The 14,308-nt window shown below is 74.1% G+C and carries 16 protein-coding genes; 10 read left to right on the forward strand and 6 right to left on the reverse strand.

Features of this window, described 5'->3' with window-relative positions; genetic code table 11:
* Positions 1 to 60: 60 nt before the first annotated feature.
* The 4 genes from DSM104299_RS15110 (at position 61) to DSM104299_RS15125 (ending at position 3,585) form a co-directional block, all read left to right on the forward strand.
* Positions 61 to 1,449: a phosphomannomutase/phosphoglucomutase gene (locus DSM104299_RS15110; protein WP_272472461.1), complete on the forward strand. Its 1,389-nt coding sequence runs from the start codon at positions 61 to 63 to the stop codon at positions 1,447 to 1,449.
* Complete coding sequence (locus DSM104299_RS15115) at positions 1,446 to 2,444, forward strand: MBL fold metallo-hydrolase (RefSeq protein ID WP_272472462.1); 999 nt, start codon at positions 1,446 to 1,448, stop codon at positions 2,442 to 2,444. Before DSM104299_RS15110 ends, DSM104299_RS15115 begins: the two co-directional genes overlap by 4 nt.
* On the forward strand, positions 2,441 to 2,866 hold the full coding sequence (locus DSM104299_RS15120; RefSeq protein WP_272472463.1) for a GNAT family N-acetyltransferase: 426 nt from the start codon (positions 2,441 to 2,443) through the stop codon (positions 2,864 to 2,866). The genes DSM104299_RS15115 and DSM104299_RS15120 overlap by 4 nt, the downstream gene beginning before the upstream one ends.
* Before the next feature lie 107 nt (positions 2,867 to 2,973).
* Positions 2,974 to 3,585, forward strand: a complete 612-nt coding sequence (locus tag DSM104299_RS15125; RefSeq protein ID WP_272472464.1) for a hypothetical protein — start codon at positions 2,974 to 2,976, stop codon at positions 3,583 to 3,585.
* Positions 3,586 to 3,697: 112 nt separating this feature from the next.
* On the opposite strand, the gene DSM104299_RS15130 is transcribed toward DSM104299_RS15125, so the two are convergent.
* From DSM104299_RS15130 to DSM104299_RS15140, 3 genes are read right to left on the reverse strand one after another with little or no spacing between them, the layout of a single operon-like run.
* The gene (locus DSM104299_RS15130) at positions 3,698 to 3,835 is read right to left on the reverse strand and encodes a hypothetical protein (protein WP_272472465.1); all 138 of its coding nucleotides are present in this window, start codon (positions 3,833 to 3,835) and stop codon (positions 3,698 to 3,700) included.
* Between the two features lie 48 nt (positions 3,836 to 3,883).
* Positions 3,884 to 4,573, reverse strand: a complete 690-nt coding sequence (locus tag DSM104299_RS15135) for an MOSC domain-containing protein (RefSeq protein WP_272472466.1) — start codon at positions 4,571 to 4,573, stop codon at positions 3,884 to 3,886.
* On the reverse strand, positions 4,570 to 5,664 hold the full coding sequence (locus tag DSM104299_RS15140; protein ID WP_272472467.1) for a glycosyltransferase family 4 protein: 1,095 nt from the start codon (positions 5,662 to 5,664) through the stop codon (positions 4,570 to 4,572). The genes DSM104299_RS15135 and DSM104299_RS15140 overlap by 4 nt, the downstream gene beginning before the upstream one ends.
* 32 nt (positions 5,665 to 5,696) lie before the next feature.
* Here DSM104299_RS15140 and DSM104299_RS15145 point away from each other — a divergent pair, with 32 nt between their 5' ends.
* The 6 genes from DSM104299_RS15145 (at position 5,697) to DSM104299_RS15170 (ending at position 12,484) form a co-directional block, all read left to right on the forward strand.
* On the forward strand, positions 5,697 to 7,028 hold the full coding sequence (locus DSM104299_RS15145) for a hypothetical protein (RefSeq protein WP_272472468.1): 1,332 nt from the start codon (positions 5,697 to 5,699) through the stop codon (positions 7,026 to 7,028).
* A 101-nt stretch (positions 7,029 to 7,129) separates the two neighbouring features.
* Entirely contained in the window at positions 7,130 to 8,281 is a 1,152-nt protein-coding gene (locus DSM104299_RS15150; RefSeq protein ID WP_272472469.1) for a sensor histidine kinase, read from the forward strand.
* Complete coding sequence (locus tag DSM104299_RS15155; RefSeq protein ID WP_272472470.1) at positions 8,278 to 8,883, forward strand: response regulator transcription factor; 606 nt, start codon at positions 8,278 to 8,280, stop codon at positions 8,881 to 8,883. Before DSM104299_RS15150 ends, DSM104299_RS15155 begins: the two co-directional genes overlap by 4 nt.
* A complete protein-coding gene (locus DSM104299_RS15160) occupies positions 8,874 to 10,088 on the forward strand; it encodes a zf-HC2 domain-containing protein (RefSeq protein ID WP_272472471.1) in 1,215 nt (404 codons plus the stop codon). The genes DSM104299_RS15155 and DSM104299_RS15160 overlap by 10 nt, the downstream gene beginning before the upstream one ends.
* Before the next feature lie 371 nt (positions 10,089 to 10,459).
* Positions 10,460 to 11,890 (forward strand): MFS transporter, encoded by a 1,431-nt coding sequence (locus DSM104299_RS15165; RefSeq protein ID WP_272472472.1) that lies wholly within the window; start codon positions 10,460 to 10,462, stop codon positions 11,888 to 11,890.
* A gap of 6 nt (positions 11,891 to 11,896) precedes the next feature.
* A complete protein-coding gene (locus DSM104299_RS15170) occupies positions 11,897 to 12,484 on the forward strand; it encodes a TetR/AcrR family transcriptional regulator (RefSeq protein ID WP_272472473.1) in 588 nt (195 codons plus the stop codon).
* Here the strand turns inward: DSM104299_RS15170 and DSM104299_RS15175 are convergent.
* The 3 genes from DSM104299_RS15175 to pdxS are packed head-to-tail and all read right to left on the reverse strand — an operon-like array spanning position 12,481 to position 14,291.
* Entirely contained in the window at positions 12,481 to 12,810 is a 330-nt protein-coding gene (locus DSM104299_RS15175; RefSeq protein WP_272472474.1) for a hypothetical protein, read from the reverse strand. The two genes, DSM104299_RS15170 and DSM104299_RS15175, sit on opposite strands and share 4 nt — an antisense overlap.
* A gap of 14 nt (positions 12,811 to 12,824) precedes the next feature.
* Positions 12,825 to 13,403, reverse strand: coding sequence for a pyridoxal 5'-phosphate synthase glutaminase subunit PdxT (pdxT, locus tag DSM104299_RS15180; protein WP_272472475.1), 579 nt, complete (start codon positions 13,401 to 13,403; stop codon positions 12,825 to 12,827).
* 3 nt (positions 13,404 to 13,406) lie between these two features.
* Positions 13,407 to 14,291 carry a pyridoxal 5'-phosphate synthase lyase subunit PdxS gene (pdxS, locus tag DSM104299_RS15185; RefSeq protein WP_272472476.1) on the reverse strand — a complete coding sequence of 295 codons (885 nt, stop codon included), beginning with the start codon at positions 14,289 to 14,291 and terminating at the stop codon, positions 13,407 to 13,409.
* Positions 14,292 to 14,308: the final 17 nt, after the last annotated feature.

The raw sequence follows: 14,308 nt of genomic DNA on the forward strand, positions 1-14,308 counted from the left end.
GGCGCGAAGGATGTCAGGTGGCACGCCGCTGCGGTGGGGACCGTGAGAGGATCTGACGCGATGAACGTCCCTGCCGAGATCTTCAAGGCCTACGACATCCGCGGCATCCACGGCGACCAGCTGGGGCCCGACGCGGCCGAGCAGATCGGCCGCGCCTTCGCGCGGGTGATCGCCGAGCTGGAGGGCAAGCCGGTCTCCGAGCTGCGGCTCGGGCTGGGTCGCGACATGCGGCTCACGGCGCCCGAGATGGCCGCGCGCTACCGCGACGGGATGGTGGCCGAAGGGGCGTCGGTGGTCGACGCCGGCCAGGTCGGGACCGAGATGTTGTACTTCCTGGTCGGCTCACGCGGGCTCGACGGCGGCCTGATGTGCACCGCCTCGCACAACCCCAAGGCCTACACCGGCGCCAAGCTCGTCAAGCGCGGCTCGATCGCGCTGAGCGGCGACGAGGGCATCCAGGACATCCGCCGGATGATCGAGCACGGCCTGGGCGATCCGGCCAGCGGGCGGCCGGGCTCGGTCGAGGAGGTCGACGTCTACGCGGCGTTCCAGGCCGCCGCGCTCGAGACGATCGACGCGTCCAACGTCAAGCCGCTCAAGGTCGTCGTCGACGGCGGCAACGGCATGGCCGGCCCGATGGCCGGGCCGATCCTCCGCGGCCTCGGGCTCGACCTCGTCGAGACGTATTTCACCCCCGACGGCAACTTCCCCGACCACGAGCCCAACCCGTTGTTGGAGGAGAACCGGAAGTTCATCGTGGACAAGGTCGTGGCCGAGGGCGCCGACCTCGGCATCGCCTGGGACGGCGACGCCGACCGCTGCTTCTTCATCGACGACACCGGGCGGTTCGTCGACGGCGACTTCCTGACCGCGATCCTGGCCGAGCACCTGCTGGCCAAGCCGGGCAACGAGGGCGCCGACATCCTCTACGACGCACGCGCGTCCCGGGCCGTCGCCGACACCGTCGGCGCCGCCGGCGGCATCGCGCACATCAACCGCGTCGGGCACGCGTTCTTCAAGACCCGGATGCGCGACGAGGGCGCGATCTTCGGCGGCGAGGTCTCCGGCCACTACTACTTCCACGACTTCTACAACGCGGACTCGGGCACGCTGCCGGCGCTGCTGGTGCTGGAGAAGCTGAGCGTGGAGGGCAAGAAGCTGTCCGCGCTGCTGGAGCCCTACAAGAGCAAGTACTTCATCTCGGGGGAGATCAACTCCGAGGTCACCAACGGGCCGACCAAGATGGAGGAGCTCCAGGAGCACTACGGGTCGCTGCCGGGCGCGAAGGTCACGCACGTCGACGGCGTGTCGATCGACTTCGACGACTGGCACTTCAACGTCCGCCCGTCCAACACCGAGCCGCTGCTGCGCCTCACGCTGGAGTCGCTCGTCAGCGAGGCCGACATGGAGGCCAAGCGCGACGAGGTGCTGGGCCGGATCCGGGCGTGAGCGCGGTGGGCGGCCCCTCGTCCGGCATCCACGTGCTGCCGGTCCCGACACCCTTTGCGGTCGGGCGCGTCAACTGCTACCTGATCGACGACGACCCGCTGACGCTGGTCGACACCGGGCCGAACTCCGGCACGTCGCTGACGGTGCTGGAGGCCGCGCTGGCCGAGCAGGGCCGCAGGATCGAGGACCTCGAGCGGATCGTGCTGACCCATCAGCACATCGACCACATCGGGCTCGCCAAGATCCTGGCCGACCGGTCCGGCGCCGAGGTCGTCGCGCTCGACGTCCTCGCGCCCTGGCTGGCCAACTACGGCACGGAGATCGAGGCCGACGACGCGTTCGCCGAGCGGCTGATGGTGCGCAACGGGATCCCGCGCGAGATCGGCATCGCGCTGCGCGTGGTCACGGCGTCGTTCCGGGGCTGGGGCTCGGCGGTCCAGGTCACGCGCACGGTCGCCGAGGGCGACGTCCTGGAGTTCGCGTCGCGGTGCTGGCGCGTCCACCGCCGGCCGGGGCACTCGCCGTCGGACACCGTGTTCCACGACGAGGCCACCGGCGAGCTGATGGCCGGCGACCACCTCATCAAGCACATCTCGTCCAACCCGCTGATCTCGCGCCCGCTGGACGGCACCGCCGATCCGGACGAGCGCCCGCACGCGCTGCGCGACTACCTCGCGTCCCTGGCCCAGACGCGCGCGATGGACCTGGCGGTGGTCTACGCCGGGCACGGCGACGTCGTCGAGGACCACCGCACGCTGATCGACGAGCGCTTCGCCGGCCACGAGCGGCGCGTGCGGAAGATCGCCGGGATCGTCGCCGAAGGGCCGAAGTCCGGCTTCGAGATCGCGCAGCAGATGTGGGGCAACGTCGCGGTGACCCAGGCGTTCCTGACGCTGTCGGAGGTGCTCGGCCACGTCGACCTGCTGCTGGAGCGCGGCGAGGTCGCCGAGGTCGAGGACGACGGCGTGGTGCGGTTTGCTGCGACCGGCGCGTGAGGACGAGGCCGCGGCGGTCGCCGCGCTGGTCGAGGCGGCGTTCGCGCGGCACGTCGAGGCCGTCGGGCGCCGGCCGGCGCCGATGGGACGACGACCACGCGGCGCGGATCGCCGCCGGCCAGCAGTGGGTGCGCGACGGCGACGGCGGGCTGGTCTCCTCGATCGTCCTGGTCGACGCCGGCGACCACCTGATCGTCAACAACGTGGCGGTCGCGCCTTCCGCGCAGGGCCGCGGCCTGGGCCGGGACCTGCTCGCCTACGCCGAGGACGAGGCGCGCCGCCGTCACCTGCCCGAGATCCGGCTGCACACCAACGCGGCCATGGCCGACAACTTGCTGCTGTACCCCAAGTTGGGCTACGCGGAGGTCGGGCGCGAGACGCGCCACGGCTTCCACCGCGTGCTGTTCGTCAAGGCCCTCTGAGGCCCCTCGCAAGGGCTGAGCGCGCCCAATAGCGAAGAGGCCTTGATGATAATACGCCGCGTTTATAGAGTGCGTGAACACCCCTCTCCAAAGGAGTAACCGTTCCTATGCGCCTGTTCACCAGGAGCCTCGGCCTGCTCGCCGTCACGGCCGCGCTCGCCCTCGCCGCATCCGCGACCGCCTCGGCCACCACGGCGAGCATCTCGTCGCCCGGAGCCAAGGCCGGCACCACGACCGCTGCATGGAAGCTCGCCGTCCAGGGCTCCAGCAGCTCGGCGACCGTCACCTGCACCACCGCCAAGATCTACGCCACGCTGGGCAACGCCTCGGGCGCGCTGCCGCTGACGCTGTCCAACACCTACAAGCAGACCCTCAGCGGCTGCACCACCGCCGGCACCGCCACCACCGTCGGCTGCACGAGCACCGCCGTGCTCAAGGCCACCGGGCTCTCGACGAACGGCGTCACCGCGCTGAGCCTGTCGTCGCTGAGCTGCACGGCCACGGTCAGCGGGTGCGGCAGCGCCAAGCTCACCGGGTCGCAGCCAGGCACGTACACCAACGGCCAGAGCCAGCTGACCCTCCCCGTCACGGGCCAGTCGCTCGCGGTGAGCGGCAGCACGTGCTCGCTGATCCCCAACGGGACCGCGACGTCCTCGACCTCGACCGGCGCCGCGCTCTCCTACCTGATCGTGCCGCTGGTCGCCATCAGCGTGTATTGATCCCCACCGCGCCGAGCGTCTCCGCCCTCCGCGGGCGGAGGCGCGAGGCGCCGGATCTCCTGGGCCGGTTGGCTTTGGTCTCCGGGCGTAGTCTGCTTACAAATCCTGAGCGCTAACGGATTGCACGCACGTTCCCATCCCATCCAAGGAGACCTCGGCTGTCGGCGCTGAACTGCACGGCGTCGATCGGGGGCTGCGGCAGCGCCAGGATCACCGGCTCGCTGCCGGAGACGTTGAACAACGCGACCATCAACGAGCGTCTCCGCCCTCCGCGGGCGGAGGCGCTCCGAGGCACCGCTCAGGCATCCCCCACGGGATCGGTCAGCGGGAGCATGTTGAGCTCCACCAGCTTGGCCAGCGAGGCGCGCCACTGCTCGGCGAGCGCGCCGACGGCGACGACGCGCTGCAGCGCCGGCGGGTCGTGGCGGTCGCGGTAGGTGACGCGCAGGACCTCGGCGACGGTGACGTCGCTGACGCGCTCGACCAGGTCGAGCGTGTCGCCGGCTCCGACCGTCCCGGGCTCCAGGACGCGGAGGTAGAAGCCGGCGATCATGTCGTAGGCCATCGTCCGGGTCACCGCCTTGCGCCCCCACCGCGCCGCGATCTTGAAGCACGGACCGCGCGGCTGGGAGACCTGGACGACGGCGCCGCCTTCGCCGCCCAAGGTGTAGGTGTCGCCGATGCAGACGTCGGTCTCCAGCGCGCCGGCCAGCGTCAGGTTCTCGCCGAAGGCGCCGAACGGCATGGCATCGCGCTCCAGCAGCGCCGCCCAGCGCGGGAAGTGCTCGGACGGGTAGCAGCAGACGGCCTTGTCGGGGCCGCCGTGGACGCGCAGGTCGGCCTGCTCGTCGCCGGCGAAGCCCAGCGGCGCGAGCGCGATCCGGCCGTCGACCGGCCGCTTGTCGATCGCGCTGGGCACGGCCCGGCCGCGCCACGGCAGCGCGGCCGCGCGGCCGACCTGGAGCGAGAGGACCCGCGCGCTGGTCATCCGAGCACCGCGCTCATCGTCGCATCAACGCCGCGGGCCGTCGCGTCCCAGGTCAGCGGCGCGGCGCGCCGCGGGCCGGCGGCGCGGTAGGGGTCGGGGTCGTCGAGGGCGTGCTCCAGCGCGTCGGCGATCGCGCCGGCGTCGGTCGGGTCGACGAGCTGGGCGGCGGCGCCGCAGACCTCCGGCAGCGCGCCGCGGTCGGCGGCCACGACCGGCACGCCGGCGGCCAGGGCCTCCAGCGCGGTGAGCCCGAAGCCCTCGTAGAGCGACGGGAGCACGAACGCGGCGGCGCCCGCGTACAGGCCGGGCAGCAGCGCGTCGTCGACGTGGCCGAGCGGCCGGACGCCGGCGGTGTCGGTCTCGCTGCGGAACTGCGGGCGGTCGCCGCCCGCGGCGACGAGGTCCACCCCGCGCGCGGCGAGCCGGCGGGCGGCGAGGTCGAGGACCGCGAGGTTCTTGCGCGCGGTGCGGCTGGCGACGGTCAGGACGTAGGGCCGCTCGGCCAGGCCGTGCGCGGCGCGGGCCGGGCCCGGGTCGGCGGCCGGCGTGAAGCGCGCGTCGACGCCGCCGGGCACGACGGCCACGCGCGCCGGGTCGACGCCGAGCAGGTCGACGACCTCGTCTCGGCTGAACGCCGACGGCGTCACGATCCGCGCCGCGTGGCGGGCGATGCGCGGCAGGACCATGCGCTGCCAGCGGACGTACAGCTCCGAGTACCAGCCGGGCTCGCGCAGCGGCGCGACGTCGTGCAGGACGACCACGGTCTTGCGCGAGGCCAGCGGCGCGAGGTTCGCCGGGCACAGGATCGCGCCGGCGCGCGCGGCCTGGACCGGCAGGACGAGCTGCTCCCAGGCATGCCCGGCCCGGTGCGCGAGCGCCGCCGGCGGCCGCGCGACCACGTACCGCGCCGGGTCGAGCGCCGGCAGCCGGGCGCTCAGCTCCCGCGCCCACCGCTCGACCCCGCCCAGCTCGGGCCGCGCCGCGGCCCGGGCGTCGATGACGACGCGCCCGCTCAGCGCTGCGCGCCCCCGCTCGGCCTGCCGTGCGCCGCGATCCGCATGCGTGCGAGTATGACGGGACCGGCGCCGCAACCTTCGCGTCGCCCGGCGCGTTGTTGTTGAACATGCGTCGCCTCCTCGCCCTCACCGTCGCCCTGCTCGCCGCCGCCTCCGGCTCGGCCTCCGCCGCGACGTGGACGGCGCCGCAGACGGTCTCCGCGCCGCACACGTTCGCCGGCCCGCTGCTGACGGCCACGACCTTCGACGGCTCGATGCTCGCCGCGTGGCCGTGGCAGGACAACATCGGCAACGACGCGCTCGGCGGCGAGGGCACGGCGTCGCGCCCGTCGAGCCTCACCCCCGCGAGCTTCGGGCCCGAGCACGCGGCGCCGGACGGCGTCACCGCCATCGCGTCCTTCGCCCGCACCCAGGCGCTCGCGCTCGCCGCCCAGGGCCTGCCGAGCCGCTCGCCCGCGACCGGCGTGTTCCTCTCCCGCCTCAACGTCGCGTTCGGCCCGGCCGGCGGCGGCTTCGGCGCGACGCGCACGCTGGCGACCGTGCCGCTGGTCTCGACGCCGCGGCTCGCCACGTCGGGCTCGACCGCGCTCGTCACCTGGATCGAGGTCACCAAGACCTCGACCGGGGCGATCCGCCGCGTCGTGCGGGCCATCGACCGCCGCGGCGGCGCCTGGGGCAAGCCCTACACCTTGTCCGGCCGGGGCCGCGCCGACGTCGTCTCCGCCGCGGCCGGCACCAACGGCGACCAGGTCGTGGCGTTCGTCCGCCAGGGCAAGGTGCTCGTCCGCGTCCGCCGGCCCGGCCACGGCTGGGGCGCGATCCGGACGCTCGCCACCGCCACCGGGCCGACGCAGTGGCTGCTCGGCACCGGCGTCAACGCTCGCGGCCAGGTCCGGGTCGTCTGGCGGCGCCACGAGCTGCGCGTGCGCACGGCGCTCGAGTCCTCCGCCCTGCTCGTCGGCCGCTCCACGTTCACCAAGGCGCAGACGCTCGTCGCCGACGGCGCGTCGTCGTTCCGCCTGGCCGAGACGCCGGAGGGCTGGGCGGTCGCCGACGTCGAGGGCTCCCGGCCGGTGCTGCACCGCACGACCGGCGGCAGCCAGTTCGCCGCCGGCCAGCCCGCCGCGCCGGCGCAGGGCGGGACCCGCGGCGCCGACGTCGTCTTCTCCCCTGCCGGCGGCCTCACGGTCGCGTGGGTCCAGCCGCTGGCCAACCAGGACAGCGACGGCGTCGCGCGCGCCGCGAGCTTCGCGAACGGCGCGTGGAGCGCGGTCGAGGACGTCTCTCCGCCCGAGGCCGTCCACGAGGTGCGCCTCGTAGCCGACGGGCGCGCCGGCCAGCCGGTCGCGCTCTGGACCGCGCGCCCGGACGGCACCGGCCCGGCGATCCCGACCGCGCAGATCCGAACCGTCGTGCGCAGCGCGCTGCGCCGGCCGTGACGTTTGTCACGGGCAAACGCGTACTCGCACCACTTCCGCTCGTCCGGCCTTAAGGGGACCATCCGTCCATGCCGTCTCCCGCGACCAGGCAGAATTTCGGTGTGAGCGCACAGCCCTGCCCACCGGAGGAGGGACTTCTCGTCCTCCCGCGCCGTGGCCAGTGGGCGATGATGATCTCGCTGATCTTCTTCGTCGGCCCCGTGGTCGACGCCGCCGGGTCGCTCGACGGCCTCGAGCTGGCGCCCGCGCTCGCGCTCGCCGTCGCGTTCGCCGGGCTCTACTGGCGCACGATGGTCGGTGGCTGGATCCCCGCCGACCATGCGACCCAGACCCAGGAGCGCTACGCGGCGCCGCGCATCGCCGGGCTGGCCGCGATCGCGATCGCCCTGGCCGCGATCGGCGGCGGCGACTGGTCGGGCACCTGGTGCTTCGTGGCCGCCGCGGCGGGCCTGCGCATCGAGCGCCGCTTCGCGCTTCCGCTGCTGTTCGTCCTCGCGGGCGCCGCGGCCGCGACCGAGGTCGTCTCCAACGCCGGCACCGACGCGGCGATCTCGCTGTTCGTCGTCACGATCGGCGTGGGCCTGCTCACCGGCGGCTTCCGCCGCCTGCGCGTCGTCAACCGCCAGCTCAACGCCGCGCGCGACGAGATCGGCCGCCTCGCGGTCGCCGACGAGCGCCTGCGCTTCGCCCGCGACCTCCACGACCTCCTCGGCCACTCGCTGAGCGTCATCGCGCTGAAGTCCGAGCTGGCCAACCGGCTGATCCAGGACCGCCCGGACCAGGCGGCCGAGCACATGCGCGACATCGAGACCGTCACCCGCCGCGCGCTGTCGGAGGTCCGCGAGGCCGTCGCCGGCTACCGCCGTCCGCTGCTGGACGCCGAGCTGGCGGGCGCGCGCTCGACGCTGACGGCGGCCGGCATCGAGGTCGACGCGGCGCCCGCGCCCGCGATCGAGCTGCCGCCCGACGCCGAGGCCGTCCTGGCCTGGGCGGTGCGCGAGGGCGCGACGAACGTCCTGCGCCACGCCGACGCGCGCCACGTGAGGATCAGCGTCGCGGTCAACCGGACCGACGCCGAGCTGGAGCTGATCGACGACGGCTGCGGCGAGCGCGACGGCGAGTCCGACGGCACGGGCCTCGCCGGCCTGGCCGAGCGCGTCGCCCGCGTCCGCGGCCAGCTCGACGCCGCGCCGCGCCCGGACGGCACCGGCTTCCGCCTGGCGGTCACCGTCCCGCTGGAGGCGCTCTCGTGATCCGCGTGCTGATCGCCGAGGACCAGGCGATGGTGCGCGGCGCGCTCGCGAGCCTGCTGACGCTGGAGGGCGACCTCGAGGTCGTCGCCCAGGTGTCGCGCGGCGACGAGGTCGTCGCCGCGACCCGCGAGACGACGCCCGACGTCGCGCTGCTGGACATCGAGATGCCCGGCGGCGACGGGCTGAGCGCGGCGGCGGACCTGTCCGACGCCCTCCCCGACGTCCGCGTGGTCATCCTCACGACCTTCGGCCGCCCGGGCTACCTGCGCCGGGCGATGGAGAGCGGCGCCCGCGGCTTCGTCCTCAAGGACGCGCCCGCGTCCGAGCTGGCGACCGCGATCCGGCGCGTCATGGCCGGCGAGCGCGTGCTGGACCCGGCGCTGGCCGCGGCGGCGCTGGCCGAGGGCGAGAGCCCGCTGACGCCGCGCGAGACCGAGGTGCTGGGCGCGGCCCGCGGCGGCGAGCCCGTCTCGGACCTCGCCGGGCGCCTGCACCTGTCCGCGGGAACGGTGCGCAACTACCTGTCGAGTGCGATGCAGAAGCTAGGGGCCCACTCACGGGCCGAGGCCGTGCGAGTGGCGGAGGACAAGGGATGGCTGTGACCGAGGGACTGGAGTACATGCCGCTGGACGGCCGTCTAGGCTCCGCGGCGATGGAGGGCAGTTCGGACAAGGGCGTCACGCCCCAGGGCGTGCGCGCGGGTGACCGCGTCGCGCTGCAGGCGCTGGTGGACCGTCGCGGCCCGGCGGTGATCGCGTTCTGCACGCAGGTCTGCGGGCCGCAGAACGCCGATCGCGCGGCCGCCGAGGCGTTCGCCCGCTTCCGCGCCGCCGTCCGCGACGCGCCGGACCTGACCGGCCTGGATCCGGAGGCGCTGCTGCGCGGCGCGACGAGGCACGCCGCCGCGTCGATGGCGCGCCAGCCGTCCGGCCCGCCGCCGCACGGGCGCCTGCGCTCGCGCGGGACGCAGACGTGCGAGCACGTCCCGACGATGCTCGCCGCGCGCGCCAACGGCGCGTTGGGCAACGCGGACCTGGAGCGGTTGGCCCGCCACCTGGAGCGCTGCGAGCGCTGCGACGCGCTCGGCGAGATCTTCCGCCGCGCCGAGCTGGCCTACCAGGATCCGGTCGTCGACACGTTGGGCACCGACACGTCGTCGGTGCTGCTGGACGCCTTGGAGGCCGTCCCCGAGCACGGCCACGCGATCGCCCCGGCGCCCGCGTCTGACGCCGTGGTCGGCGAAGCGCTGACGGGGGCGTTCCCGACGCTGCCCGAGCTGGACGACGAGGTGCCGATCGCGATCGAGGTCGCGCACGTCGAGGAGCCGGCGACCGAGCTGCACGCCGCCGACCTGACTGCCGAGCCGCTGCCGGACGCCGAGCCCGAGGCGCTCGCTCCGGGCGACGAGGACCTCGGCCTGACCGTGGAGTGGGACAACGAGCTGCCGGCCGTCGTGGCGGCGGCCGAGGCCGAGGACGACGCGCCCGCGCCGGTCCTGACCGGCGGGCACACCCGCCGCTCCGGCATCCGACCCCTGGCGATCCTCCTGCCGTTGTTGTTGGTGATCGCGTTGGCCGCCGGCGCCGCCGCCCTGGCCGGCGTCTTCAACGGCGACGACGGCTCGCCCGCCGTCGACAAGCCGCCTGCGCCCCACGTCCAGGCCCCGGTGACGACACCGCTGCCGATCAAGATCAAGCAGAAGCCGGCACCGGCCGCCTCCGCGTCGACCGCGACCCCGTCCGACACCACCGCACCCGACGGCACCGCCGCGACGGGCCCGACCGACGCGACCGGCACGACGCCGTAGCGCCCGCCGCGCCACCAACCCTCTCCGCGGGCCGCCCTCTGGGCGGCCCGCGGCCGTTCCGGGGCGGGCGCGGAGGACCGGAGGCGGTGGCGAGGCGGCGGCAGTGACGAGCGATGGTGTGGCGGTCGCGGCGCCGAGGCGGCCGATCGGCGCGGTGGCAGGCGCGGCGAGATCGGCGGTCGGGCACGTCACTCGATGCGGCGCCGAGCGGCCGGATTGCGGCGGAGGCAGACGCGGCGAGCCCGGCGGCCGGCGGCCGATGCCGCGCCACGAAGCGGACTCAGGAGTCCGGTTCGCGATAGTGTTCCGGACCCCAAGGTCCACTTCCCCTCCCCTTCGCTCTCATCTTGCCCGACGTTCGCCCGCACCCGATGCGCAGCCTGCTCATCCTGAGCATCGCCGCCCTCGCCTTCGCCCTCGCCCAGACGACGCTCATCCCGGCCCTCGGGGAGCTGAAGTCGGCGCTCCACACCGACAGCTCCGGCGTCGCGTGGACGCTGACGGGCTACCTGCTCGCCGCCGCGGTCTTCACGCCGCTGTTCGGCCGCCTCGGCGACATGTTCGGCAAGCGCCGGCTGCTGGTGATCTCGCTGATGTTCTTCACGGCCGGCTCGGTCGTCGCGGCGCTTGGCAGCTCGCTCGGCGTGATCGTGGCGGGCCGGGTCCTTCAGGGCGTCGGCGGCGGCATCTTCCCGCTGTGCTTCGGGATCATCCGCGACGAGTTCCCGCGCGAGCGCGTGGGCCAGTCGATCGGCCTGATCTCGGCGACGCTCGGCATCGGCGGCGGCCTCGGCCTGGTCATCGGCGGCGTGCTCGTCGACAACGCGAGCTACCACGACATCTTCTGGCTCAGCGCGGTGATGTCGGCCGTCGCCGCGGTCGCCGTGCAGCTGTTCATCCACGAGTCGCCGGTCCGCCAGCCCGGCAAGGTCGACCTGCGCGGCGCCGCGGTGCTGGGCGTCGGGCTCGTCCTGCCGATGGTCGCGATCGCCCGCGCCAACGTGTGGGGGTGGACGTCGCCCAAGACCATCGTGTTGGTCCTCGTCGGCCTCGCGATCCTCGCGCTCTGGGTCGGCCTCGAGCGCCGGACCCCCGAGCCGATGGCCGACATCGAGACGCTGCGCCGCCCGCCGGTCCTCGTGACCAACGTGGCCACGGTCCTCGTCGGCTTCGGGATGTTCGGCACCTACATCTTGATCCCGCAGCTGGCGGAGGCGTCGAAGTCCACCGGCTACGGCTTCGGGCTCAGCGCCACCGCGGCCGGCGTCCTGATGCTCCCCAGCGCGCTGGCCATGCTCGTCGTCGGCCCGATCTCCGGCATCCTCGGCGCCCGGATGGGCAACAAGGTCCCGCTGACCCTCGGCGCGTTCGCCACGGCGCTCGGCCTGATCCTCATGGGCTTCATGCACGGGTCCGAGCTCGAGATCCTGCTGTTCAACACCATCGCCTCGATCGGCATCGGGCTGGCCTACGCGGCGATGCCCAACCTCATCGTCGACGCGGTCCCGCCGGCGCGCACCGGCGAGGCCACGGGCTTCAACGCGGTCGTCCGGTCGGTCGGCTCCTCGCTGGGCTCGCAGGTCACGGCGGCGATCCTGGCCGGCAGCGTGATCGCGTCGACCGGGCTGCCCAGCGACGACGGGTACAAGGTCGCGTTCCTGATCAGCGGCGCGAGCGCGCTCGTCGCCGGGGTCGCCGCGTTCCTGATCCCGACCGACGGCGGCCACGAGCACCTGTCGGTCGCCGCCGAGATCGGCGCCGCGGGACTGTTGCCCGACCCCGCGTTCGCGACGGAGCGCTAGCGCGTCATGGCCTCCGTCGTCGTCCCTTCGCCCGCCCTCCCGCGCCGCGCCGACGCGCTGCGCAACCGCCAGCGCGTGATCACCGCGGCCGCCGAGGTCTTCGCCGTCAAGGGCATGGACGCCGGCGTGCCCGAGATCGCGGCCCGCGCCGGCGTCGGCAAGGCCACCGTCTACCGCAGCTTCCCGTCCAAGGAGCACCTCGTCGCCGCGGTCGCCTGCGAGCGCCTCGCCTGGATCACCGGCGTGACGACCGAGGCGCTGCTGCGCGACGACCCGGGCGCCGCGTTCCTCGACGTCGTCACCGCGATCGCCGAGCAGCAGGCCACCGACTGCGCGGTCGCCGGCAGCCTCGCGGCCGACATCCACCTGCCCGAGCTCGAGTCCGCCCGCGCCACCACCCACGCCGCGCTCGCGGCGCTGGTGGACCGCGGCCGCGAAGCCGGCGCGCTGCGCGCCGACGCGACGGCCGAGGAGCTGCGCGTCCTCATCACCGGCGTCGCGCAGGTGCTGCGCGCCGGCGGCGAACGCGACCCGGCCGTCTGGCGGCGCTACGGCCGCCTGGTCGCCGACGCGTTCAGAGCTCCTCAGCGCTAGCCGGGCCCCGCGCCCTGGCGCGCGAAGGCCAGCGCCTCGTCGGCCAGCCCGTCCCACTCGAACTCGCGGTCGGGCCCGACCGCGACCCATTCGCGCATGATCCGCTGGCCGATCCGGAACGGCTTGGCCGCGCCGTCGGAGTCCAGCGCCTCGCACCGGCCCGGCGGCAGCTTGACGACGAGGTCGCCGCGGACGTGCATCGCGAAGATCCGGTCCTTGTAGCGCAGGCCCGGCGAGCTGAACGCGTGCTTGAGCGCGATGTCGGGATCGACGGCGAGCAGCCGCTCGCTGATCTCGCGGAAGGTGTCCTCGTCCCCGGCGCCCATGGCTGGGCGCGAGCCTACCGGGCCGCGACGTGCGCGCGGACGCGATCCAGGAACTGCGCGTGCAGGCGGCGCTCGCCGCTCAGCTCGGGGTGGAACGCGACCACGGTGACATCGCCCTCGCGGGCCGCCACGCCGTGGCCGTCGACGGCCGCCAGGATCTCCACGTCCGGGCCGTGCTCGGCGATCCACGGCGCGCGGATGAACACCGCGTGCACCGGCTCGTCGAGGTCGGGGAACGCCAGGTCGGCCTCGAACGAGCGGATCTGCCGGCCGAACGCGTTGCGCTTGGCGACGATGTCCATCAGCCCGAGGTGGTCGCGGTCGAGCATGATCAGCCCGGCGCACGTGCCGAGGACCGGGACGCCGCGGTCGCGGACGAGCGCGACCAGCGGCTCGGCCAGCCCCTCGCGCGCGATGCCGAGGGTCATCGTCGTCGACTCGCCGCCGGGCAGGACGAGGCCGTCGAGGCCGTCCAGGTCGGCCACCGTGCGGACCTCGCGCACGTCGGCGCCGAGGTCGCGCAGCATCTTCAGGTGCGCGTCGAAGCCGCCCTGGAGCGCCAGGACGCCGACGAGCGGGACGGCCGGAGCCAAGGACTACCAGCCGCGGTTGGCGAGCACTTGCGACTCGTCGAGCTTGCGGGCCTCGAGCGAGGCCATCGCGGCGCCCAGGCCGGTGGACGCGGCCGCGACGCGCTCGGCGTCGGCGAAGTGCGTGGTGGCCTCGACGACGGCGCGGGCCATCTTCTCGGGGTTGGACGACTTGAAGATCCCCGACCCGACGAACACCGACTCGGCGCCCAGCTGCATCATCAGCGAGGCGTCGGCGGGCGTCGCGATGCCGCCCGCGCTGAACAGCGGGACCGGCAGCTTGCCGTTCTGGGCGACGTCGCGGACGATGTCGTAGGGCGCCTGCAGCTCCTTGGCCGCGACGAACAGCTCGGTCTCGTCCAGCGTCCCGAGCCGGCGGATCTCGCCGCGGATCGAACGCATGTGGCGCACGGCCTCGACGACGTCGCCGGTGCCCGCCTCGCCCTTGGAGCGGATCATCGCCGCGCCCTCGCCGACGCGCCGCAGCGCCTCGCCGAGGTTGGTGGCACCGCAGACAAACGGGATCCGAAACGCCCACTTGTCGATGTGGTGGGCCTCGTCGGCCGGCGTCAGGACCTCGGACTCGTCGATGTAGTCGACCTCCAAAGCCTCCAGCACCTGGGCCTCGGCGAAATGGCCGATGCGCGCCTTGGCCATGACCGGGATCGTCACGGCCTCCTGGATGCCCTTGATCATCGACGGATCGCTCATGCGCGCCACGCCGCCGTCACGGCGGATGTCGGACGGCACGCGCTCCAGCGCCATCACGGCCGCCGCGCCCGCATCCTCGGCGACCTTCGCCTGCTCGGCGTCGACGACGTCCATGATGACGCCGCCCTTGAGCATCTCGGCCAGACCGGCCTTGACCCGGAACGTTGCTTCGTCTCGCATCTGAAGCCCCATGATAG

This window comes from Baekduia alba (assembly GCF_028416635.1).
In the GTDB taxonomy this organism is placed as follows: domain Bacteria; phylum Actinomycetota; class Thermoleophilia; order Solirubrobacterales; family Solirubrobacteraceae; genus Baekduia; species Baekduia alba.

Bases quoted from the DNA above. Each gene is read 5' to 3' on its own strand.
- pdxS (WP_272472476.1), bottom strand. From the start codon at position 14,291: ATGCGAGACGAAGCAACGTTCCGGGTCAAGGCCGGTCTGGCCGAGATG.
- DSM104299_RS15165 (WP_272472472.1), top strand. From the start codon at position 10,460: ATGCGCAGCCTGCTCATCCTGAGCATCGCCGCCCTCGCCTTCGCCCTC.
- DSM104299_RS15125 (WP_272472464.1), top strand. From the start codon at position 2,974: ATGCGCCTGTTCACCAGGAGCCTCGGCCTGCTCGCCGTCACGGCCGCG.
- DSM104299_RS15135 (WP_272472466.1), bottom strand. From the start codon at position 4,573: ATGACCAGCGCGCGGGTCCTCTCGCTCCAGGTCGGCCGCGCGGCCGCG.
- DSM104299_RS15110 (WP_272472461.1), top strand. From the start codon at position 61: ATGAACGTCCCTGCCGAGATCTTCAAGGCCTACGACATCCGCGGCATC.
- DSM104299_RS15160 (WP_272472471.1), top strand. From the start codon at position 8,874: ATGGCTGTGACCGAGGGACTGGAGTACATGCCGCTGGACGGCCGTCTA.
- DSM104299_RS15175 (WP_272472474.1), bottom strand. From the start codon at position 12,810: ATGGGCGCCGGGGACGAGGACACCTTCCGCGAGATCAGCGAGCGGCTG.
- DSM104299_RS15130 (WP_272472465.1), bottom strand. From the start codon at position 3,835: ATGGTCGCGTTGTTCAACGTCTCCGGCAGCGAGCCGGTGATCCTGGCG.
- DSM104299_RS15145 (WP_272472468.1), top strand. From the start codon at position 5,697: ATGCGTCGCCTCCTCGCCCTCACCGTCGCCCTGCTCGCCGCCGCCTCC.
- DSM104299_RS15170 (WP_272472473.1), top strand. From the start codon at position 11,897: ATGGCCTCCGTCGTCGTCCCTTCGCCCGCCCTCCCGCGCCGCGCCGAC.